The organism is Microbacterium oxydans (assembly GCF_000956525.1).
Taxonomy (GTDB): domain Bacteria; phylum Actinomycetota; class Actinomycetes; order Actinomycetales; family Microbacteriaceae; genus Microbacterium; species Microbacterium oxydans_A.
Genome location: NZ_JYIW01000020.1, coordinates 20817 through 42628, shown reverse-complemented (window position 1 = coordinate 42628; position 21812 = coordinate 20817). Strand labels below are relative to the sequence as shown.

Annotated in this window: 21 protein-coding genes; 16 read left to right on the top strand and 5 right to left on the bottom strand. The window is 68.6% G+C overall.

Annotated elements, in window-relative coordinates; translation table 11 throughout:
• Positions 1 to 60: 60 nt before the first annotated feature.
• The 11 genes from RS83_RS04705 (at position 61) to RS83_RS04655 (ending at position 12092) form a co-directional block, all read left to right on the top strand.
• Positions 61 to 2070, top strand: a complete 2010-nt coding sequence (locus tag RS83_RS04705) for a beta-galactosidase (RefSeq protein ID WP_045278369.1) — start codon at positions 61 to 63, stop codon at positions 2068 to 2070.
• Entirely contained in the window at positions 2067 to 2996 is a 930-nt protein-coding gene (locus RS83_RS04700; protein WP_045278368.1) for a carbohydrate ABC transporter permease, read from the top strand. The genes RS83_RS04705 and RS83_RS04700 overlap by 4 nt, the downstream gene beginning before the upstream one ends.
• On the top strand, positions 2993 to 3898 hold the full coding sequence (locus tag RS83_RS04695; RefSeq protein WP_419760966.1) for a carbohydrate ABC transporter permease: 906 nt from the start codon (positions 2993 to 2995) through the stop codon (positions 3896 to 3898). The genes RS83_RS04700 and RS83_RS04695 overlap by 4 nt, the downstream gene beginning before the upstream one ends.
• A gap of 94 nt (positions 3899 to 3992) precedes the next feature.
• Complete coding sequence (locus RS83_RS04690; protein ID WP_045278367.1) at positions 3993 to 5324, top strand: ABC transporter substrate-binding protein; 1332 nt, start codon at positions 3993 to 3995, stop codon at positions 5322 to 5324.
• A 72-nt stretch (positions 5325 to 5396) separates the two neighbouring features.
• Positions 5397 to 7517: an alpha-galactosidase gene (locus RS83_RS04685; RefSeq protein WP_045278366.1), complete on the top strand. Its 2121-nt coding sequence runs from the start codon at positions 5397 to 5399 to the stop codon at positions 7515 to 7517.
• A gap of 144 nt (positions 7518 to 7661) precedes the next feature.
• Positions 7662 to 7898 carry a 50S ribosomal protein L28 gene (rpmB, locus tag RS83_RS04680; RefSeq protein WP_042540533.1) on the top strand — a complete coding sequence of 79 codons (237 nt, stop codon included), beginning with the start codon at positions 7662 to 7664 and terminating at the stop codon, positions 7896 to 7898.
• Positions 7898 to 8068, top strand: a complete 171-nt coding sequence (gene rpmG, locus RS83_RS04675; RefSeq protein ID WP_017203558.1) for a 50S ribosomal protein L33 — start codon at positions 7898 to 7900, stop codon at positions 8066 to 8068. The genes rpmB and rpmG overlap by 1 nt, the downstream gene beginning before the upstream one ends.
• A 3-nt stretch (positions 8069 to 8071) precedes the next feature.
• Positions 8072 to 8377, top strand: a complete 306-nt coding sequence (gene rpsN, locus RS83_RS04670) for a 30S ribosomal protein S14 (protein ID WP_017203557.1) — start codon at positions 8072 to 8074, stop codon at positions 8375 to 8377.
• A 232-nt stretch (positions 8378 to 8609) separates the two neighbouring features.
• Positions 8610 to 9434, top strand: a complete 825-nt coding sequence (locus RS83_RS04665) for an endonuclease domain-containing protein (protein ID WP_045278365.1) — start codon at positions 8610 to 8612, stop codon at positions 9432 to 9434.
• Between the two features lie 262 nt (positions 9435 to 9696).
• Complete coding sequence (locus RS83_RS04660; RefSeq protein ID WP_017203554.1) at positions 9697 to 9984, top strand: HU family DNA-binding protein; 288 nt, start codon at positions 9697 to 9699, stop codon at positions 9982 to 9984.
• Between the two features lie 98 nt (positions 9985 to 10082).
• Positions 10083 to 12092, top strand: coding sequence for a cytochrome c oxidase assembly protein (locus RS83_RS04655; RefSeq protein WP_082071523.1), 2010 nt, complete (start codon positions 10083 to 10085; stop codon positions 12090 to 12092).
• A 3-nt stretch (positions 12093 to 12095) separates the two neighbouring features.
• Here the strand turns inward: RS83_RS04655 and RS83_RS04650 are convergent, their stop codons facing one another.
• Entirely contained in the window at positions 12096 to 13169 is a 1074-nt protein-coding gene (locus RS83_RS04650) for a hypothetical protein (RefSeq protein ID WP_045278364.1), read from the bottom strand.
• A 116-nt stretch (positions 13170 to 13285) separates the two neighbouring features.
• Between RS83_RS04650 and RS83_RS04645 the strand changes: the two genes are divergently transcribed.
• Complete coding sequence (locus RS83_RS04645; RefSeq protein WP_045278363.1) at positions 13286 to 14758, top strand: ATP-dependent DNA helicase; 1473 nt, start codon at positions 13286 to 13288, stop codon at positions 14756 to 14758.
• A gap of 260 nt (positions 14759 to 15018) precedes the next feature.
• On the opposite strand, the gene RS83_RS04640 is transcribed toward RS83_RS04645, so the two are convergent.
• A complete protein-coding gene (locus RS83_RS04640; protein ID WP_045278362.1) occupies positions 15019 to 15666 on the bottom strand; it encodes a heme oxygenase (biliverdin-producing) in 648 nt (215 codons plus the stop codon).
• 79 nt (positions 15667 to 15745) lie between these two features.
• The gene (locus tag RS83_RS04635; protein WP_045278361.1) at positions 15746 to 16060 is read right to left on the bottom strand and encodes a DUF2470 domain-containing protein; all 315 of its coding nucleotides are present in this window, start codon (positions 16058 to 16060) and stop codon (positions 15746 to 15748) included.
• A gap of 84 nt (positions 16061 to 16144) precedes the next feature.
• Here RS83_RS04635 and RS83_RS04630 point away from each other — a divergent pair, with 84 nt between their 5' ends.
• Positions 16145 to 17431, top strand: coding sequence for a serine hydrolase domain-containing protein (locus RS83_RS04630; RefSeq protein WP_045278360.1), 1287 nt, complete (start codon positions 16145 to 16147; stop codon positions 17429 to 17431).
• Between the two features lie 33 nt (positions 17432 to 17464).
• Positions 17465 to 18481 carry a magnesium/cobalt transporter CorA gene (gene corA / locus RS83_RS04625; RefSeq protein ID WP_045278359.1) on the top strand — a complete coding sequence of 339 codons (1017 nt, stop codon included), beginning with the start codon at positions 17465 to 17467 and terminating at the stop codon, positions 18479 to 18481.
• Between the two features lie 2 nt (positions 18482 to 18483).
• On the opposite strand, the gene RS83_RS04620 is transcribed toward corA, so the two are convergent.
• On the bottom strand, positions 18484 to 18711 hold the full coding sequence (locus RS83_RS04620; protein WP_045278358.1) for a hypothetical protein: 228 nt from the start codon (positions 18709 to 18711) through the stop codon (positions 18484 to 18486).
• On the bottom strand, positions 18695 to 20089 hold the full coding sequence (locus RS83_RS04615) for an APC family permease (protein ID WP_045278490.1): 1395 nt from the start codon (positions 20087 to 20089) through the stop codon (positions 18695 to 18697). Before RS83_RS04615 ends, RS83_RS04620 begins: the two co-directional genes overlap by 17 nt.
• 224 nt (positions 20090 to 20313) lie before the next feature.
• Here RS83_RS04615 and RS83_RS04610 point away from each other — a divergent pair, with 224 nt between their 5' ends.
• Positions 20314 to 20964, top strand: a complete 651-nt coding sequence (locus RS83_RS04610; RefSeq protein WP_045278357.1) for an MIP/aquaporin family protein — start codon at positions 20314 to 20316, stop codon at positions 20962 to 20964.
• A 160-nt stretch (positions 20965 to 21124) separates the two neighbouring features.
• The gene (locus RS83_RS04605) at positions 21125 to 21796 is read left to right on the top strand and encodes a GOLPH3/VPS74 family protein (RefSeq protein WP_045278356.1); all 672 of its coding nucleotides are present in this window, start codon (positions 21125 to 21127) and stop codon (positions 21794 to 21796) included.
• The last annotated feature ends 16 nt before the right edge of the window (positions 21797 to 21812 follow it).

The following is a 21812-nucleotide window of genomic DNA, read 5'->3' as shown; positions in this document are numbered from 1 at the left end:
CGCTGCATTCATGTCGCGAACTGTGCACGTGCACACATGATCCGCAAAGGAGCGCCTCGCATGGCCGCCGCAGTGTCCGACCGCATCGCCACCCTCTCCGCAGGGCGCGGCCTCGTCTTCGGATGCGACTACAACCCGGAGCAGTGGGATCGCAGCGTCTGGCCGGAGGACGTGCGCCTCATGCAGGCGGCCGGCGTCGGACTCGTTGCCATCAACATCTTCGGCTGGTCGTCGATCAACCCGGCCAGGGGAGTGTGGGACTTCAGCGCACTCGACGAGATCATCGGACTGCTGCACGCCGCCGGCATCCGCATCAACCTCGGCACCGGCACCGCCTCACCCGCACCATGGGTCACCGCCGCGCACCCCGAGATCCTGCCGGTCGGCGAAGACGGCACCGTCTTCCAGCAGGGCGGGCGCCAGGGCTACTGCCCGAGCTCGCCGCTGTTCCGCGCCTATGCCGCCGACGTCGTCACCCGCGTGGCCGAGCGCTACGGCAACCACCCGGCCGTCGCTCTCTGGCACGTGTCGAACGAGCTCGGCTGCCACAACGCCCTCTGCTACTGCGACACGAGCGCCGAGGCGTTCCGCGGCTGGCTGCGCGACCGCTACGACGACATCGACGCGCTCAACCGGGCGTGGGGCACCACGTTCTGGAGCCAGCGCTACAGCGACTTCGACGATGTGCGGGTGCCGGCCCAGGCACTCTCGCTGCGCAACCCCGGCCAGATCCTCGACTTCCAGCGGTTCAGCTCGGACGAGCAGCTGTCGCTCTACCGTGCAGAGGCCGCGATCCTGCGCGAGCGCAGCGAGGTGCCGGTGACGACCAACTTCATGGTCACGGCGCACATCCGCAACCTCGACTACTGGACCTGGGCTGGCGAGATGGATCTCATCGCCAACGACCACTACCTCGACCGCCGCCTCGACGACGCTCGCGGCGAGCTCTCGTTCGCCGCCGACCTCACCCGCGGTCTCGCGCAGGGTGCGCCGTGGCTGCTCATGGAGACCTCGACCGGTGCCGTCAACTGGCAGCCGTACAACCTCGCCAAGGACCGCGGCGAGCTGCAGCGCAACGTCGCCGCGCACGTCGCCCGCGGTGCCGACGGCATCTGCTTCTTCCAGTGGCGCGCGTCGACGCAGGGCGCTGAGAAGTACCACACCGCCCTCGTGCCGCACGCAGGCGAGGACTCGGCGCAGTGGCGCGAGGTCGTCGAGCTCGGCGGACTCCTCGATCGGCTCGGCGAAATCGCCGGCACCGAGGTCGTCGCCGATGCCGCACTCCTCTTCTCCTGGGAGAGCTGGTGGGCTGTCGAGAACGAGGGGCGGCCCAGCGAGGCGCTCACCTACCTCGGTCAGGTGCATGCAGCGCACCGGGCACTGGCCGACGCCGGTATCACCACCGATGTCGTGCGCCCCGGCGGCGACCTCGACGGCTATCGGCTGCTGATCGTGCCGGCGCTGCACCTCATCAGCGATGCGGATGCCGCAGCCATCGCGACGGCGGTCGAGCACGGCGCGACGGCGCTGATCACCTTCTTCAGCGGCATCGTCGACGAAGAGGATCGGGTGCGCACCGGCGGCTACCCCGGCGCGTTCCGCGACCTGCTCGGCATCCGCTCCGAGGAGTTCGCCCCGCTGCTGCCCGACGAGAGCGTCTTCCTCACCGACGGGACGACCGGCTCGGTGTGGTCGGAACGGCTGGAGGTCACGGATGCCGAAGTCGTGGCATCGTTCGCCGACGGACCCTCCGCCGGTGGACCCGCGCTGACCCGCCGCTCGGCAGGAGCAGGCGAAGCGTGGTTCGCCGCGACCCAGCCCGACCGCATCGCGTACCGCGACCTCATGGCACGACTGGCAGGCACCGCCGGCGTCGAAGCGCACCCCGGCGCGAATCACGACGTCGAGATCGTGCGTCGCGCCGGTGCTGCCGGCAGCTTCCTCTTCATCATCAACCACGGCGAAACCGGGGTCGAGATCTCCACCACCGGGCACGACCTCGTGACCGACGCTCCAGCCACCGGCTTCGTGCCGGCCGGGGCGGTCCGCATCATCAAGGAGGATGTATGACCACCACGCTCACCGCGGCGGCGGTCGGCTCCGATCGGGTCGAGCCCGCTCGCCGCCGACGCATTCCGCACAAGGGCGCCATCGCGTTCCTGATCGTGCCCTTCGGCGTGCTGTTCGCGCTGTTCTACGTCGTGCCCATCGCCTACGCGTTCTGGCAGTCGCTGCTCGTCGTCAAGCGCGACGGCACCTTCGGCAAGGCCGAGCAGGTGTTCGGCGGCCTCACCCAGTACGCGCTCGTCTTCCAGAACGAGGCGTTCTGGAGCTCGATGGGCCGCATGCTCATGTTCGGCGTCGTGCAGGTGCCGGTCATGCTCGGCCTCGCGCTGGTGTTCGCCCTGCTGCTGGACTCGCCGCTCGTGCGGGGCAAGCGGTTCTTCCGCCTCGCGTTCTTCGTGCCGTACGCGGTGCCGGGCGTGATCGCCGCGATCATGTGGGGCTCGCTGTTCTCGCCCAACCTGTCGCCGTTCACCGCGATCACCAAGCACATCGACTTCCTCGGCGCCGACCTCGTGCTGTGGTCGATCGCGAATGTCGTGACCTGGGTCTACGTCGGCTACAACATGCTGATCATCTACTCGGCGCTGCTGTCGATCCCGCAGGAGCTGTACGAGGCCGCCCGCCTCGACGGTGCCAGCCAGTGGCGCATCGCCTGGTCGATCAAGATCCCGCTCGTGCGTCCGGCCATCGTGATGACCGCGATCTTCTCGATCATCGGAACGCTGCAGCTGCTCGCCGAGCCCCAGGTGTTCCGGTCGTTCAGCTCGGCGGTCACCAGCACGTTCACCCCGAACATGACCGTGTACGCCACGGCATCCATCCCCAACACCAACCTGGCGGCCGCCTTCTCGGTCGTGCTGGCGGTGACGACGTTCGTGTTGTCGTTCGGATTCATGAAGTACATGCAGCGCAAGGAGCAGAACGCATGAGCACCATGTCGATCGTCGCACCGGGGCGCTCTCCCCGCAGTGCAGGGCAGCGGGGCAGGGCAGCCCGCGAATCGGGCATCTCGCGCACCGGCGCCATGCTGATCATGGCCGTGTTCACGGTCTACTTCCTGCTGCCGCTGTGGTGGCTGCTCGTCGCATCGAGCAAGGAGACTGGCGACATCCTGACCACGGCTCCGCTCTGGTTCGCCGACTTCCACCTGTTCGACAACATCGCCGAGCTCTTCACCTACCGCGACGGCATCTACCTGCGCTGGTTGCTGAACTCGGTGCTCTACGCCGCGCTCGGCGGGGCGATCGCCACCCTGCTGGCCGCCATGGCCGGGTACGCACTCGCGAAATACCGGTTCCCCGGCCGCGACCTGCTGTTCGACATCGTGCTGGGCGGCGTGCTCGTGCCCGCGACGGCGCTCGCGCTCCCGCTGTTCCTCATCTTCAGCCAGGCGCAGCTGACCAACACCTTCTGGTCGGTGTTCCTGCCATCCATCGTCAGCCCGTTCGGCGTCTACCTCGCTCGCATCTTCGCCGCATCGTCAGTGCCGGATGAGCTGCTCGAGGCGAGCCGTCTCGACGGTGCCGGCGAGATCCGCACGTTCTTCACGGTCAGCATCCGACTGATGACCCCGGCGCTGGTGACGATGTTCCTCTTCCAGTTCGTCGCCATCTGGAACAACTTCTTCCTGCCGATGATCATGCTGCGCAGCGAAGAGCTCTTCCCGGTCGTCTTCGGTCTCTACAACTGGAACAACCAGCTGAACCAGCTCCCCGAGCTGCGCGGTCTGGTCCTGATCGGCGCCCTGCTGTCGGTCATCCCGCTGATCGTCACCTTCCTCCTGCTCCAGCGCTTCTGGCGCAACGGACTGGGCGCCGGCGCCCTGAAGTGAGCAGGCGCCGCGCGGACCGACCGCGCGGCATCGCACCACCCCATCACGCACCACCCAACACCCGCATCACATCGCATCCATGAAAGGGATCGACATGCAGCATTCGAAGAAGAAGGCAGCGGCCGCAGTCATCGCCATCTCGGCGTTCGCGCTCGCAGGCTGCTCCGCCGGCGGCGGAGACAGCACCGGCAGCGACAGCGCAGCCTCCTGCACCCCGGCGGACGGCGACGTCACGCTCGAGTTCACCTCCTGGATCCCCGGCATCGAAGACGTCGTGAAGATCTGGAACGACGCCAACCCCGAGATCCAGGTCAAGGTGCAGACCGGCCCGAACGGCAACGGTGGCACGTACCAGAACTTCTTCAACCAGATCAAGGCGGGCGACGCACCCGACCTCGGCCAGATCGAGTACGACGCACTGCCGAACTTCCTCGTGCAGGACGGCGTCGAAGACCTGAGCGCGTGCGAAGACGTCGTCGCTGCCGAAGGCGACTTCGTCGACTGGGCATGGGGTCAGGTCACGCTCGGCACCGACAGCGTCTACGGCATCCCGCAGGACACCGGCCCCATGGCCCTGTTCTACCGGACCGACCTGTTCGAGCAGAACGGCATCGCGATCCCCACCACGTGGGACGAGTACCGCGACGCCGCCGTGAAGATCCGTGCACTCGGCGGTTACATCACCAACTTCTCGCAGTCCGACATCAACCAGTTCGCCGGCTTCGCCTGGCAGGACGGCGCGCAGTGGTTCTCGAGCGACGATGCAGGCTGGACCGTCTCGCTCGCGGACGACGCCACCACCACGGTCGCGGACTACTGGCAGAGCATGCTCGACGACGACCTCGTCGCCACGGTCCCCGCGTGGAGCGACGAGTGGAACAACGCCTACAACTCCGGCGAGGTCTGGACCTGGAACTCCGCCGTCTGGGGTGCCAACTCGATCTCGAGCGGCGCGCCGGACACTGCGGGCGACTGGGCTGTCGCACCGCTCCCGCAGTGGGAGAAGGGTGGCTCCGCAGCCGGCAACTGGGGCGGCTCGTCGACCGCAGTCCTCAAGGGCAGCGAGCACGTGTACGAGGCGGCGAAGTTCGCGCTGTGGCTCAACACCTCCGATGAGGCGCTGACCGCGCTCGCCGAGGCCGCGAACCTCTACCCGGCCACCACCGCCGGTCTGAAGCTCCCGGTCTACGCCGAGGGCGTGGACTTCTACGGCGGACAGAAGATCTACGACATCTTCGCCGACGCCGCGACGCAGGTCTCGCCCGACTTCGCGTGGGGCCCGACCATGACCCAGACCTACGCGGACGTGTCAGACGGGTTCAAGGCCGCCGTCAGCGGCAACGGCACGCTGCTCGACGCGATCGAGAAGGGCCAGACGGCCACGATCGACGCGCTCAAGGCCGCGTCGATCCCCGTCAAGGAGTAACCACCATCCGCAGGCCCGCCCGTATGCTCACGGGCGGGCCTGCTTTTTCGTCCCGGATCGTTTGGAGCGGCAATGAGCGAACTCGTCCACCTGACCTCGGGCGGCGTGAGCGTCGTCATCGACCTCACCGGCGCTCGCCTGCTGCATTGGGGGGCCGAGCTCGACTCCGCCGACGTCGATGCGCTCGCCGCGACATCGACCGGGGCGGTGACCTTCAGCTCGTTCGACGACGCCAGGGTCTTCCCGCTGCTCGCGGTCGAGGCCGACGGCTGGTCCGGTGCCCCGGCGATCGCGTGGCATCGCGGCGGCCTGCACAGCGCCCCGCTGCTGCGGCAGGTCGGGTCGACAGCCACTCCGACCTCGCTGCGCGTGGAGTACGAGGATGCCGCTGCCGGCGCATCCGTCGTCCTCGACCTGCGTCTCGACGCCGCGGGTGTGCTGGCGGCGCAGGTGTCGGTCACGAGCACCGCCGCGGTCGATGCACCGCTCGACCTGCTCGCGGCCAGGGTGCTGCTGCCGGTGCCGGCGCACGCGACGGAGGTGCTCGACCACACCGGCCGTTGGACGGGCGAGCGGCACCCGCAGCGCGGTGCGCTGCGCCACGGCACCCACCTGCGCCAGGTGCGGCGCGGCAGGGGAGGGCACGACGCGCCGTTCCTCACCGCGGTCGGCACCGACGGCTTCGGCTTCCGCGCCGGCGAGGTGTGGACAGCGCACGTCGCGTGGAGCGGTGACCTCGAGGTCGGGGTGGAGCGGCTGCCCGAGGGCGCAGGCGTGCACGGTGCCGTGCTGGGCGGGGGCGAGCTGCTGCTGCCGGGCGAGATCCGTCTCGCGACCGGAGAGACCTACGTCTCTCCGGTCGTGTACCTGACGTACGGAGCGCAGGGGCTCGATTCGGTGTCGGCCCGGCTGCACCGGACCGTGCGCTCGTTCGACGCGCATCCCACGACGCCCCGTCCCCTCGTGCTCAACACCTGGGAGGCGGTCTACTTCGACCACGATCCCGCCGCGATCACGGCGCTCGCCGATGCCGCGGCATCCGTCGGCGTCGAACGGTTCGTGCTCGACGACGGATGGTTCCGCGGGCGTCCGGACGACTGGTCGGGCCTCGGTGACTGGCACATCGACCTCGCAAAATGGCCGGATGGCCTGCGGCCGCTCGCCGACCACGTGCACGCCCTCGGGATGCAGTTCGGGCTGTGGTTCGAGCCGGAGATGGTGAACCCCGTGTCCGACCTCGCAGCGGAGCATCCGGACTGGATCCTGCAGGCATCGCCCGATTCCGCGACCTGGCGGCACCAGAAGGTGCTCGACCTCACGAACCCGGATGCCGCGGCCTCCCTGCTCGAGCGCATCGACACCCTGGTTGCCGAGGTCGGCATCGACTTCATCAAGTGGGACCACAACCGAGACCTGCATGCCGCCGTGTCGCCGCGCACCGGTCGCGCGGCCGTCCACGCGCAGACGACCGCGTTCTACGCCCTGCTCGACGCGCTGCGCGAGCGGCATCCGTCGTTGGAGGTCGAGTCGTGCGCGAGCGGAGGCGCCAGAGTCGACCTCGGTGTGCTGCAGCGCACGCAGCGCGTCTGGGCCTCGGACTCGAACGATCCGGTCGAGCGGCAGCGCATCCAGCGCTGGACTGGAACGCTGGTGCCTCCGGAGGTCGTCGGTTCGCACGTGGGGCCGCCGATCGCCGAGACGACGCATCGCGCGGCATCCCTGCCGTTCCGGATGACGACGGCGCTGTTCGGACACGCCGGCATCGAGTGGGACATCACGCGCTGCACGTCGGAGGAGCGTGAGGCGCTGACGCGGTGGACGGCGCTGTACCGCGAGCTGCGTCCGCTGCTGCACTCAGGGGTCACCGTGCGCGCCGATGCGGTCGACGAGGAGACGATGCTGCACGGTGTCGTCGCGGTGGACGGCTCGCGCGGCGTGTTCGCCTGGGTCAGGCTCGGCACCTCGGTCGACGCGTTCACGCCGCGCACGCGCATCCCCGGACTGCTCGCAGGGGAGCGCTACCGCCTGCGGGTGCGGGAGGAGCTCGGCGCTGTCGCTCGGCATCAGGTCGCCGACCCGGCCTGGCTGGATGCCGGGATCGAGGCGACGGGCTCGTTCCTCGAGTCCGTCGGCGTGCCGCTGCCGCTCCTCGCGCCGGGGTCCGCGCTGCTGCTCGAGGCCGTCCGGCTCTGAGCATCCGCCGTGCTAGACTGACTCTTTGTCTGCGCACACTCCTGTGCGCAGTTCGCATGCTGTGCGGCCTCGAGGGGTGGCATCGCATGCAGACAAGGGATCTTGGGTGAGGCCGTCCGGCCTCACGGTAATGAAGGAGTAATCATGGCAGCAGTGTGCCAGGTGACAGGAGCTGTTCCCGGCTTCGGTCACAACGTCTCGCACTCGCACCGCCGGACGAAGCGCCGCTTCGACCCGAACGTGCAGAAGAAGACCTATTTCGTCGCGTCGCTCGGTCGCAAGATCACGCTCAACGTGTCCGCCAAGGGCATCAAGGTGATCGACGTCCGCGGCATCGAGAACGTGGTCAAGGACCTCCAGGCGAAGGGTGTGAAGCTCTAATGGCCAAGAAGGCTCAGGACGTCCGTCCGATCATCAAGCTGCGTTCGACGGCAGGTACGGGTTACACGTACGTGACGAAGAAGAACCGCCGCAACACCCCCGACCGCCTCGTGCTCAAGAAGTACGACCCGGTCATCCGTCAGCACGTCGAATTCCGAGAGGAGCGTTGATCAATGGCTAAGAAGAGCAAGATCGCTCGCAACGAGCAGCGCAAGGTCATCGTCGAGCGGTACGCAGAGCGTCGCGCCGAGCTGAAGAAGACCCTCATCGACCCGAACGCCACCGACGAGGCCCGCGAGGCCGCACGCGTCGGCCTGCAGAAGCTGCCGCGCAACGCGTCGCCGGCTCGCGTGCGTTCGCGCGATGTCATCGACGGCCGCCCCCGCGGTGTCCTCACGAAGTTCGGCATCTCGCGTGTCCGCTTCCGTGACATGGCACACCGTGGCGAGCTGCCGGGTGTCACCAAGTCCAGCTGGTAAGTCTCAGCAGACAGAGGGGCGAGGATCTTCGGATCCTCGCCCCTTTTGCGTGCTGCGGCGGAGTTCTCGGCCTGGGGAGGAGCCTTGAGCCGCAATCCTCCTCCCGAGCAGGAGTTCTCCTCCCGAGCATCCGGGGCCGGGGCGTCCTCCACAGAAGGAGGTCCCGGCGGCGGATCCCCTGATGCCGGAGTGCGGATGCCGGGCGGGTGCGGAGCCCTTGCATGATCGGTGGATGGATGCGGTCAGGGCACTCTCACGACGGCAGGGAGTCGCGCGCGTCGCGGCGCTTCATCGCGACGGGGTGACGGAACACGGCCTGCGGGTGGCGATCGGGAGCGGACGGGTGCTCGTGGTGCGCCGCGGGTGGGTCGCGCTGCCCGGTTCGGATCCGGCGCTGGTCGCCGCCGCCCGCGGGGGAGTGATCCTCAGCTGCATCACGCTCGCGGCGCGGAGAGGCCTGTGGGTGCTCGACTCGTCCGAGACGCACGTCGCCGCACCGGCGAAGTCCGGGCACGCGCAGATCCAGCGCGGAGTGATCCACTGGAGCCGGCCGATCTTCCCGCGCGATCCGGATGCCCGTGAGGATTCGCTCGAGAACGCCCTGGTGCTGGTCGCACGGTGCCAGCCGTATGAGAGTGCTCGTGCGACGTGGGAGTCCGCGCTGCGCAAGCGCCTCATCGATCCGGGGATGCTCGCACGGGCGCCGCTCCCGCCGGCGGCGCGCCAGCTGCTCGCCGATGCTCGTCCCTTCGCGGACTCCGGCACCGAGACCATCTTCCACACCAGGCTCAACTGGCTGAACGTGCCGATCACGCCGCAGGTGTGGATCCTGGGGCACCGCGTCGACTTCCTGCTCGGCGAGCGGCTCGTGGTCCAGATCGATGGCGGGCATCATGTCGGCGCGCAGCGTACGAGCGACATCGCACATGACGCGCTCCTCACGCTCCACGGCTACCACGTGATCCGGATCGGCTACGACCAGCTGATCAATCAGTGGCCAGGGGTGCAGCGTGCGATCCTCGCCGCGATCGGGCAGCGTCTCCACCTGGCCGGCTGAGTCGGGAGGAGAACTCGGGCTCGGGAGGAGGATTCCGGCTCAAGGCTCCTCCCCAACAGGAGTCCTCCTCCCGCACCCCGAGGGCCCCAAACCTGTGAACAGAGTGACAAAAGTGGTGCAACACGCCCTGCAAATCGCCAAAACCCGCGAAATGACGCGGGAATGTCGTCTGGCATTGGTACATTCAAGGCGGTCACTCGACCAGGAGCATCCGCTCCGACACCTACAACGATGCGACGGGATCTCGTCGCTGGAGGATGACATGGCTGACAAGTCCATCACCAAGACCGAGCTCGTCGCGAGCATCGCAAGCGCCACGGGCCAGAGCCAGGCCACCGTCTCCGGTGTCCTCGACTCGCTGTTCGCCACGGTCTCCGACGCCGTTGCCAAGGGCAGCAAGGTCTCGATCCCGGGCTGGATCTCGTTCGAGCAGGTCGACACCGCTGCCCGCACGGGCCGCAACCCGCAGACCGGCGCCGAGATCAAGATCCCGGCAGGCAAGCGCGTCAAGGTGACCGCTGGTTCCAAGCTGAAGGCAGCCGTCAAGTAATTCGACGCTCCTCAGGAAGGCCGTTCCCGTTCGGGGGCGGCCTTCCGGCGTTCCAGGCGCGGTCAGCCAGGGCGGATGCCGCGGCTTAGGCTGGAGGGGTGAGCACCCGCGCCCAGACGACCAGCAGGGGTTCGGCGTATCGTCTCGCCGGCCTCGTCGTGCTGCTCGCGGCGGCACTCGTCGGCGTGGTCGTCGCCCTGGTGATCGGCGGCGGCGCGGCTCCGCTCCTGCTGCAGGACCCGGGCCCCTTCGTCCGCTGGGCGATCCCGGTCGCGAAGCTCGTCATGAACGTGTCGAGTGCGGCGATGCTCGGCTCGCTCGTGCTGGCCCTGTTCGCACTGCGCAGCGAGTCCAAGCCCTTCGATGCGGCGCTGAACGTCGCATCCGTCGGTGCCGCGGTCTTCACGGTCTCGGCCGGCTTCACGGGCTTCCTCACCTTCATGGCGGCGTTCAACCCGAAGCTCAGCATCGAGGCGGAGTTCGGCTCGCAGCTGGGCAGGTACCTGCTGCAGACGCCCCTCGGCCAGTCCTGGCTGATCACGACCATCCTCGGCTCGGTCATCACCGTGCTCGCGTTCGCGTGGCGCACATGGACGCCGACGCTGATCACGGCGATCCTCGCTGCAGCGTCGTTCCTGCCGCTGGCCACGCAGGGCCACTCCGGTGAGCTCTCCGGCCACAACGTCGCGGTCAACTCGATCCTGCTGCATACGATCGGCGCGGCGGTCTGGCTCGGTGGGCTGCTGCTGCTCGTGCTGTTCCGTGGGCGCGACGACGTCGACACTCCGCGCCTCGTCGCCCGGTACTCCTCGCTCGCGATCGCGGCGTTCGTCGTGGTCGCGGTCTCGGGTGTCGCCCGTTCGGTGGTCGCGCTCGGAGCCTGGAGCCAGCTCGCCACCCCCTACGGCGCCATCCTGATCATCAAGGTCGTCCTGCTCGGCGGTATGGGGCTGCTCGGCGCCTGGTACCGCGCACGGCTCATCCCGAAGCTCTCCGGCGAGCGTGCCTCGCGGTGGTTCTGGATCCTCGTGCTGTGCGAGGTCTCGCTCATGGGCCTCGCCTCGGGTGCCGCAGCCGCGCTCGCCCGCACGCCCCCGCCCACCGGCGAGGAGGTCGCGTTCGCACGCACCCCGGCCGAGGTGCTCACCCGTTCCGCCGTGCCGCCGGAGTTCACGATCGACCGCTGGTTCACCGCCTGGGACATCGACATCCTCTGGCTCGTCGCCGCCGGCTTCGGTCTGTTCTTCTATCTCGCCGGTGTCATCCGTCTGCACCGTCGCGGCGACCGCTGGCCGATCCACCGCACCGTCTTCTGGGTGCTCGGTCTGCTGCTGCTCGTGTGGGTCACCGGCGGCCCGATCAACGCGTACCAGGAGTACCTGTTCAGCGTGCACATGCTCGGGCACATGATGCTGTCGATGGCGATCCCGCTGCTGCTGGTGACCGGCTCCCCGGTGACGCTGGCGCTGCGCGCGGTCGACAAGCGAGACGACGGCACCCGCGGCGGTCGGGAGTGGATCCTCTGGGCGGTGCAGTCCCCGTTCTCGCGGGTCGTGACGCATCCGTTCGTCGCCGCCGCGATCTTCATCGTGTCGCTGTGGGCGTTCTACTTCACCGACCTCGTGCGGTGGTCGATGTACGAGCACCTCGGGCACGAGTGGATGGTCGCGCACTTCCTCATCTCCGGCTACCTCTTCGTGCTCACGCTCGTCGGCGCCGACCCCATCCCGTACCGACTGCCGTACCCCGGCCGCCTCATCACGCTCATCGCCATCATGGCGATGCACGCCTTCTTCGGCGTCGCGATCATGATGCAGGAGGGCCTGATGGTCGCCGACTGGTTCGGTTCGATGGGCCGCACCTGGGGTCCGACGCCGATGGAGGACCAGTACATCGGCGGTGGCATCGCCTGGTCGATCGGCGAGATCCCGACGCTCATCCTGGCGATCACGGTCGCGATCCAGTGGAGCCGCAGCGACACCAAGCTGCAGCGTCGCCGCGACCGGCACGCCGACCGCACTGGGGATGCCGAGCTCGAGGAGTACAACGCCAAGCTCGCCGCCATCGCGGAGCGGGATCGCCGCGCCGAAGAGCAGGGACGCGGCTGAGCGTCAGTCCTGCGGCGTCTCGTCGGGGGAGCCGACGCGGATCGATGCGGAGCCGTCCGGCAGGATGACGATCGAGCCGTTCACCGTGAACGGCACGTCTTCCGAGACCTCCTGGATCGAGCCGTCGAAGAGCGACTTGATCTCGACCTCGAGGTGCGCCACGGCATGCGCCGGTGGGATCTGCCAGTGCCCGGTCTCGTCGGGCATGACCGTGACCCGAGGTTGCGTGGCGATCGACCACACCGGCAGCGATGCGATGCGGTTGCGCACCTGCAGGCCGAAGGGGCATGCGGTCGGCTGCAGCACCTCCTGCGTCGCGCACTCCTGCAGGAACTGCTCGACCCGCTGCTGCACGACCCCGATGAACTCGTCGGTCGGGGTCGTCTGCACCTCGAGCGGGGTGACGGCGAGCGGAGTGTCGGCGAGCACGCCGATGCCGCTCGACTCGGCGATCGGTGTGTCGACCGTGACGGCGTACAGGCCGGGGGTGAAGACGAGCAACGGCAGCGGATCGAGGGCGCCCGCTTCTGCTCCGGCACTGGAGACCTGCCGGCGGTCGACCTCGAAGCCGTTCACGGCGAACTGATCGGCACCGCGCAGCGTGAGATCGATGACCGCGAGGGGGCTGGTCTGGAAGCGCCAGTTCGGGCTGACGCCGACCCATCCGTCCTGCTCGATCACGAAGGTGCTCGTGCCATGGTGGCCCGAGGCCTGGTAGCTGACGGTGACCTCGGTGCCCTGCTCGGCAGGATGCTCGGACTCGACGTGCACATCGGTGAGCGGGGCGAGGGCGGAGCGGCGGAGCATCGCCTCGGATGCCGCCGTGTCGATGCCGGCTGCGGAGAGCGTCGCCCGATCGATCGCGACGCCGGGGATCCGGAGCGCGTCAGCCGCACGCCCGGACGAGAGCAGGTCGAGGTAGCGCACGACGAACGCCGACGGGCTGGCGAACTGCTGATAGAGCGTTGCGCCACCGGCACCGATGGCCGCGATCAGCACGACGCCGACGACGGCCAGCAGTGCGAGATCGACGCCGAGACGGGAACGCCGAGGCGCCTTCGTCTCCACGGTGTGCATGGCGCAAGTCTAGGGATGCGGCCTGGGACGACGCCGAGCGTCACGAGGGCGTGGCGGATGCCGGGCCGTAGCATGGGAGGAGCATCCGCGTCCGCCCGCGTCCCTCTGAGAGTTCCGTGTCCCTTCCCGCCCTGTCCGATGAGCAGAACGAGCTCTTCCGACTCATCGAGGACACGAACGAACACGTGTTCATCACGGGGCGTGCCGGCACCGGCAAGTCGACGCTGCTGCAGCACTTCTCGTGGCACACCAAGAAGCAGATCGCGATCTGCGCACCCACCGGTGTCGCCGCCCTCAACGTCGAGGGACAGACGATCCACTCGCTGTTCCGGCTGCCGATCGGTCTGATCGCAGACGGCGACATCGATCAGAACGATGCGACCAGACGCATCCTCAACGCGATCGAGACCCTCGTGATCGACGAGATCTCGATGGTCAACGCCGATCTGATGGATGCGATCGACCGGTCGCTGCGCCAGGCGCGCGGTCGCCGCGGTGAACCCTTCGGTGGAGTGCAGGTCGTGATGTTCGGCGACCCGTACCAGTTGGCGCCGGTGCCCCCGCGCGGCGACGAGGCCCGCTACGTGCAGGACCACTACCGCTCCTTCTGGTTCTTCGACGCCCATGTGTGGGCGGGCCCTTCGACAGGCTCAGGGACCCATGGGGGCGGCTCAGGGACCCATGGGGGCGGCTCAGGGACCCATGGGGGCGGCTCAGGGACCCATGGATATGGGTCTTCGGACCAGCAGGGGCTCTTCGAGGTCGACACCCGCGCCGAGCTGCACGTGCGTGAGCTCGTGCAGATCCACCGGCAGTCGGATGACGGGTTCAAGGCGATGCTGAACGCGGTGCGGTACGGACGCGTCACAGCCGAGATCGCCGGCGTGCTCAATGCGCAGGGTGCTCGAACGCCTCCAGACCCGGAACCCGGCGAGGTCCCGATGATCACGCTCGCCACGCGCAACGACATCGTGAACAGCATCAACAGTCGACACCTCGCGGCCCTGGCCGGCAAGGAGCAGACCGCCAAGGCGGAGGTGAGCGGCGACTTCGGCCGTGGCGAGGCGTCGCTCCCTGCCGAGTCGGAGCTGAAGCTCAAGGTCGGCGCTCAGGTCATGTTCCTGCGCAACGACACCTCGATGTCGGGTGAGCCGCCGCGCTGGGTCAACGGCACGATCGGCACCGTGGTGCGCATCCTCGGCAGTGCGGTGCGCGTCGACATCGACGGCGAGGAGGTCGACGTCGAGCCGGCCGTCTGGGAACGGTTCCGCTACGCCTACGACCAGAACACGAAGAAGCTCAGCCGTGATGTCGTCGCCGAGTTCACGCAGTTCCCGCTGCGACTGGCGTGGGCCGTGACGATCCACAAGTCCCAGGGCAAGACGTACGAGCGGGCGATCATCGACCTCGGTTCCGGCGCGTTCGCGCCCGGCCAGACGTACGTCGCGCTCAGCCGACTGACGTCGCTCGACGGCCTGTACCTCTCGCGAGACCTGCGACCCCGCGACATCAGAGTGGACGAGGACGTCCGCCGGTTCATGCGCGACGCCTGGCTCGCGGCATCCACGCCGGAGCTCCCGAAGGGCTGAGACGCTTCGACAAGCTCAGCGACCCAGACCGAGGGGCGGCCAGCGACCCAGGGGCGGCGGAGGTGGGTTCCTGAGCTTGTCGAAGGGCCCGAAGGGGAGACGCTTCGACAGGCTCAGCGACCCAGACCGAGGCGCGGCCAGCGACCCAGGTGCGGCGGACGTGGGTCCCTGAGCTTGTCGAAGGGCCCGAAGGGGAGACGCTTCGACAGGCTCAGCGACCCAGGTGTGGCGGCCAGCGAGCCAGGGGCGAAGGGGCGCGGTCAGGCCGCGGCGCGAGCCCGGTCGAGGTCTTCGAAGAGCTCGGTGTTGAAGCGGTACGCGAGGAGCACCTCGTCGATCACGCGCTCGCGCTCCGCGGCATCCCACGGAGCGGCGTCGAGCTGCTCGCGGTAGACGTCCTTGAACGCGGAGGGGTCGGCGATGTCGTCGAACAGGTAGAAGCCGATGCCGTTGGTCTCGAACCCGAAGCGGCGTGCCATGACGCGGCCGATGAAGATGCCGCCGGACAGGTCGCCGAGGTAGCGGGTGTAGTGGTGCGCGACGAACCCGCCGGCCCACGTGGCGCCGACCTGACGGATGCGCTCGACGTAGCGCTGGGTGGTGGGCAGCGGCGTGATCTGCTCGCGCCAGTCGGCACCGAGGAGGAATTCGAGGTCGGCTTCCAGCGCGGGCATCCGCGTGAGCTTGTCGCTGATGAAGACGGATGCCACGGCATCCTGCCGCATGCGTTCCCCAGCGGACTCGAGCGCTTCGTAGATGAAGTAGTGCTGCGCGACGAGCGCGATGTAGTCCTCGCGTGATCCCTCGCCCTTGAGGAGGTCGGACATGAAGCCGGCGCCCTCGCTGCGGGAGTGCGAACCGGAAGAGCGCTCGCGCAGCGCGGCGGAGAAGGACAGGATCTCGGACATGACCCCAGTGTAAGGGTTACCTAACTCGTGGCGAAACCCTGCGTTGCCGTGAAGACCGAATGTGTCGGCTGAGTGCCGCTCAGGCGTGCGGTCGAGGCTCGACGCCCAGTCGCTCGCAGGCGACGTCGTAGAGCGCGACGACCTCGCGGCGCACGGCCGGACGGTCGGAGATCGGTCCGCCGGGCCACGGCACCTGCAGCTCGGCGGTGACCCCGCCACGGGTGACGTCCCACCGGCCGCCGTCGCCGTCGAACCCGGTCATCACGGCGTGCGTGACGTCGCCGTCGCCGGCGTCGCCGAAGGCCCGGGCGATCAGGATGTTGTCGTCGGTGTGGTCGCCGTTCATGTGACGCAGCACCGCGGCGATCACGTCGGCATCGAAGGAGTGGGGCACATCCTCACTCTAGGCGGCGGCGTCCGATGCGGACTTTCAGGTTCCGCGTTCTAGACTCGTGACACATCTCTCGGGGGTTTCACCATGCACCTTCTCTCGTCGCGCCGTTGGCGTGCCGCCGCGGCCAGTGCGGCCGTGATCGGTCTCATGCTCACCGGTTGCACCGCGGAGGAGACCTTCACGTACACCCCGCCCGCCCAGGTGGACGCGCCGCTCGCCGACGACACCGTCGCCGCGATGCAGGCCGCAGTCGACAACGCACTCGTCGCCTCCGGTGCCTCCGGTGCTGTGGTCGGTGTCTGGGTGCCCTGGAGCGGCAGCTGGGTGACCGCCGTCGGAACCGAGGGACGCGAGGGCAAGGCGCTCGACACCGACATGTCGTTCCGCATCGCCGACGTCACGCGCCTGATGACCTGCGACGTGCTGTACGCGCTCGCCGATCGAGGAACCGTCAAGCTCGATGCCGCCGTGACCGACTATGTGTCCGGCGTCGCCGACATGGCGGACTCCGGCATCACGCTGCTCGACCTCTGCAACGGCACGAGCGGCGTCGGCTCGTCGGAGCAGCGGGTCACGCCCGCGTGGCTGAACACCCCGGAGCGCATCTGGGCTCCGCTGGAGCTCGCCGGCTACGGGCTCGGCAGTGAGCGGGTCGCACCGCACACCACGTATCGCGACTCGGACGCCGGCTACCTCTTGCTCGGTCTCGCGCTCGAGCGTGCCTCGGGCATGTCGGCATCCGAACTGATCGCCGAGTACGTGACCGATCCCCTCGACCTGCCGAACACCTCGCTCCCCGGCGTCGCGCCGGCGCCGCCGTCGTCCGGGCCGGTCGTGAAGGGCTACTACATGAACCCGGTCGAGGGCGGCTACGACTGCGCTGCTCCGGTGGACATCACCACCCTGTCGTCGAGCAGCGGCTTTACCGACTCGGGAGCGGTGTCGAACATCGGCGACCTCGGACGCTACGTGCAGGCCGAGGCGAAGCAGGTGCTGCGCACCAAGGAGACGCCCGACCGCTTCGGTGCCCCGCTGCCGATGAGCCCGGATGCGCCGTCCTGGTACCAGGCGACCGGTGGCGCGATCATCGTCGGGTCCATGATCGGTCAGGGCGGCTGGACTCCCGGCTATGCGACCGCAGCGTATTCCGACCCGGCCACCGGATTCACCGTGGCGGTCGTGCTCAACGACTCGACGGCCGGCGCAGGGTTCGCGCAGTGGCTCTCGTGGGAGTTGGCGGCGATCGCGTCCAAGGCGCCGGCGGCAGGCGGCCAGACGGCGCCGGAGTTCGGTCTGCCCTTCACGGCAGAGCAGTACCACCAGACGATCGTGGACAACGCGATCACCTGTGCGGCGCCGCCCGCCGAGTGATCACGGCCTGACCCAGGGCCGAGAGGGAGTGCGATGGCCATCGTCGACAACGCGATCTACGTCGATGGCGTGCGCACCGAGAATCCGCAGACCCTCAGCGAGACCTTCGAGCTGATGCGTGCGAGGGGCGGGATGAGCTGGATCGGCCTCTACCGTCCGAGCGAGCAGGAGATCCGCGAGGTCGCCGATGAGTTCGGCATCCACGCGCTCGTCGTCGAGGATGCACTGTCGGGGCATCAGCGATCCAAGCTCGAGCGCTACGGCGACGTGCTGTTCATGGTGCTGCGTCCTGCCCGCTACCTCGATGCGTCCGAGGAGGTGGAGTTCGGCGAGGTGCATGTGCTCGTCGGCCCGGACTTCGTGGTGACCATCCGGCACGCGGAGTCGCCGGATCTGGCGCGGGTGCGCACGCGGTTGGAGTCGGATCCGACTCTGCTGAAGCATGGCCCCGAGGCGGTGCTGTACGCGATCCTCGACGAGGTCGTCGACGAGTACACGCCGGTGCTCGCAGGGCTCGAGAACGACATCGATGAGATCGAGAGCCAGCTGTTCGTCGAGAACGTCGATGCGACGCAGCGGATCTACGAGCTCGGCCGCGAGGTCATCGAATTCCAGCGTGCGACGCAACCGCTGTCGGGGATGCTCGATGCGCTGTTGCGCGGATCGGAGAAGTACCAGGTCGACGAGGAGCTGCAGCGGTATCTGCGCGACGTGCTCGACCACACCCTGCGGGTCGCCGACCGGGCGACCACGTTCCGCACCGTGCTCGACAATGCGCTGACCGTGGAGTCGACGATCGTCGCCAGGCGTCAGAACGACGAGATGCGGCGGATGACGGAAGTCAGCATCAAGCAGAACGACGAGGTCAAGAAGATCTCGGGGTGGGCTGCGATCCTGTTCGCGCCGACGCTGGTCGGCACGATCTACGGCATGAACTTCGACCACATGCCGGAGCTGCACTGGCTGTTCGGCTACCCGATGGCCGTCGGCCTGATGGTGGCCATGGGCTTCGGCCTCTACTGGATCTTCAAGCGCAAGGGCTGGCTCTAGGCTCAGTCGCCCTCGGCGTCACTGCCGTCTGCTTCGGGCATCCCCGGTCCTGGTCCGGGGCGCACCTCGGCGTCCGGCAGGATATCGATGCGGGTGGTGCCGTCGTGCTCGGTGACCTCGATGCGCGGTGCGGCATCCGCCTCGGTCGCATCGGGCGCCGACGTCAGCTGATCGTGGCGCTTCTCCTCGCTGGTCATCTCCGCGGCCGTGCTGTCATCGTGCGTGCTCATGGTCGTTCCCTTCGTCGGTGCGCTGTTCGGTGTCGGTGTCGGTGTGCGTGGTCGTCCGGTCGGAGCGTCGTCTGGCGAACCTCGCCAGGAAGTACAGGACGGCGCCGACCGCGAGCAGGATCCCCCCGAAGAGCCAGACGAGCGGACGCTGCTGGGTGAGGAGCAGGACGCACGAGGCGATCCCGAGGATCGGCACGAAGGTCCACACCCGGAAGTGGTCGTGCTCGACCTGGTCGCGTCGGAGCACGAGCACCGAGATGTTCGCGCTGAGGAACACGAAGAGCAGGAGCAGCACGACGGTCTCGGCGAGCGTCGCCAGGTCTCCGATGAGGGTGAGGCCCATCGCGACCAGCGTGGTCGTGAGGATCGCGACCCACGGCGTCTTCCGCTTCGGGAGCACGCGGGCGAGCGTCGACGGCAGCAGCTGCTGCTCGGCCATGCCGTAGGTGAGCCTGCTCACCATGATCATCGTGAGCAGCGCGCCGTTGGCGACCGCGATCAGAGCGATCAGACTGAAGAGCCAGGAGGGGATGCTGACGCCGGTGGCCTCCACGACGGCGAGCAGCGGCCCTGAGGACTCCTGCAGCTCGGTGGCCGGCAGTGCGACCGAGCTCGCCAGTCCCACCAGCAGGTAGACCGCGCCGGCGGTGAACAGCGCGGCGAAGAGGGCGCGCGGGTAGGTGCGACGCGGATCCTTCACCTCTTCGATCATGTTGGCGGAGGTCTCGAAGCCGACGAAGGAGTAGTAGGCGATCACCGCGCCGGCGAGCACCGACAGCGCCACGCTGGTGCCCTCCGGAGCCTGGGTGACGCGGGAGATGTCTCCGCCACCGCCGCCGACGAAGATCGCGACCACCGCGATCACGATGACGAGACCGCTGAGCTCGATCGCGGTCATCACGAGGTTCGCGCCGAGGGACTCGCGGATGCCGCGGGCGTTGAGTGCCGCGCCCACGGCGAGGAAGACGATCGCGACCGGGATGGTGGGCAGATCGATGAAGGTGCGGAAGTAGTCGCCGGCGAAGGCGATCGCGAGCCCGGCGGCGCTGGTGACTCCGGCGGCGAGCATGCTGAACCCGACGAGGAACGACACGAGCGGACTGCGGAACGCGCGCTCCGCGAAGACCGCTGCACCACCGGCGCGCGGATACTTCGTGACGAGTTCGGCGTAGGAGCCTGCAGTGAGCAGGGCGAGGCCGAGCGCCAGGAGCAGTGGCGCCCACAGCATCCCGCCGACCTTCTCCGACAGCACGCCCATGAGGGCGTAGATGCCAGCGCCGAGGACGTCGCCGAGGATGAACGCGAACAGCAGCGGGCCGGTGATGGCTCGGCGCAGACGGGTGGGTGCTGCGGGCTCGGCGGTGATCTCGGATGGCATGCGCTCACCGTACGCGCGCACCGAATCCAGTGGGACGGGGTTGACACGGCACGTCCGCCCCGGCAAATCACGGATCCGAAGCATCCAGGAATCTCACAGAAATGCCGCGCGCCCCGCGCGTCACTGCTCCTGCCCACCGATAGATTGTGGTCGCGCGAGAGGCCGGGGGGCCGAGTGCGCGGGTGCTCCAGTGGACCACTCACGATTCGAGAAGAAGGCAGCTCATGACCGGTACTGCACGCAAGGCGGTCGCAGAAGCGCTCGCGACATTCCTGTTCGTCCTCGCCATCATCGCGGCGGTCAACAGCGGGAGCCCGCTGACCCCGCTCGCGATCGGCTTCACGCTCGCCGTGCTCGTCTACTCGACCGGCCACATCTCCGGCGCGCACCTCAACCCCGCCGTCTCGGTGGGTGTCTTCCTGCGCGGCGGCCTGAGCGTCACCGACTTCATCGCCTACCTCGTCGCCCAGCTCGTCGGCGGCGCGCTCGCCGCACTGGCGAGCCTCGCCGTGTGGCCCACCGGTGACAAGGCCATGATCATCGAGGTCGGCCCGGCCTTCCTCGTCGAGGCGCTGTTCACGCTGATCCTGGTGTGGGTCGTGCTGAACTCGGCCACCTCGAAGGACACCGCAGGCAACTCGTTCTACGGTCTCGCCATCGGTGGCACGGTGTTCGTCGGTGCCGCGACGGTCGGATCGATCTCGGGTGGCGGCTTCAACCCGGCCGTCGCGCTCGGCCTCGCGGTGAGCGGTCACTTCGCCTGGAGCTCGCTGTGGCTCTACTTCGTGGCTCCCATCGTCGGCGGCATCATCGCCGCGCTCCTCTTCCGTCTGCTCAACACGGACGACGCGAAGAAGATCGCCGTCGCCGAGTAGCACGCCGACTCGATCGACCGAGAGCGCCGCGGACCCTCAGGGTGCGCGGCGCTCTCGCGTGCGCGCGGCATCCGTCCATCGGCATGCGCGCGGCATCCGTCCATCGGTGTCCGCCTCTCGGGGGATGTGGGCCGTGGGGACGCGGTCCTACGGTGGGGTCATGCTGATCGTCGAAGAACTCCACCTGCTGCTGCTGCGTCCCGACGGCCGTGTCGAGGGTGCGGCCGGCGGGTATCGCCGCTACGGCGAGATCGGTGCAGCCATCGTCGACCTCGCAGAGCACGGACGAGTGCGCGTCGGCGAGGACAAGCGTCCGCGGGTCGACGTCGTGTCGGCCGAGCCGACCGGGAACCCGGTGCTGGATGCCGTGCTCGCCGGGCTCGCACCGATGAGCGGCACGCGCCTGCAGTCCATCGTCACCTCATCGAAGCTCGACCCTCTCGACCCGGTCGTCGCCTCCCTCGTCGCGCAGGGTGTGCTCGCGCACGGTGAGCGCGGATTCTTCGGCATGGGAGCCGAACGCACTCCGGAGGCGGACCCCGGCCCCGAGCTGCTGCTGCGCGCGCGCCTCGCGGCGGTGCTCGCGGGTTCGGCGGCGCCGACGCAGGCCGACCTCACGCTGCTCGCGATCCTGCAGGGGCTCAATGTCGCGCACCGGGTGCTGCACCAGGAGGCCGGCGGGCTCTCGGCCGGGCAGTTGCGGAAGCGGATCATCGGCCTCACGTCGGGTTCTGCGGCCGGCGATGCGGTCTCCTCGGCGGTGAACACCGCGATGGCAGGAGCGATGATGGCTGCGATGACGCCGGTGATCGTCGCCGCCACGATCACCTGACGCCGGCGCTGAGCGC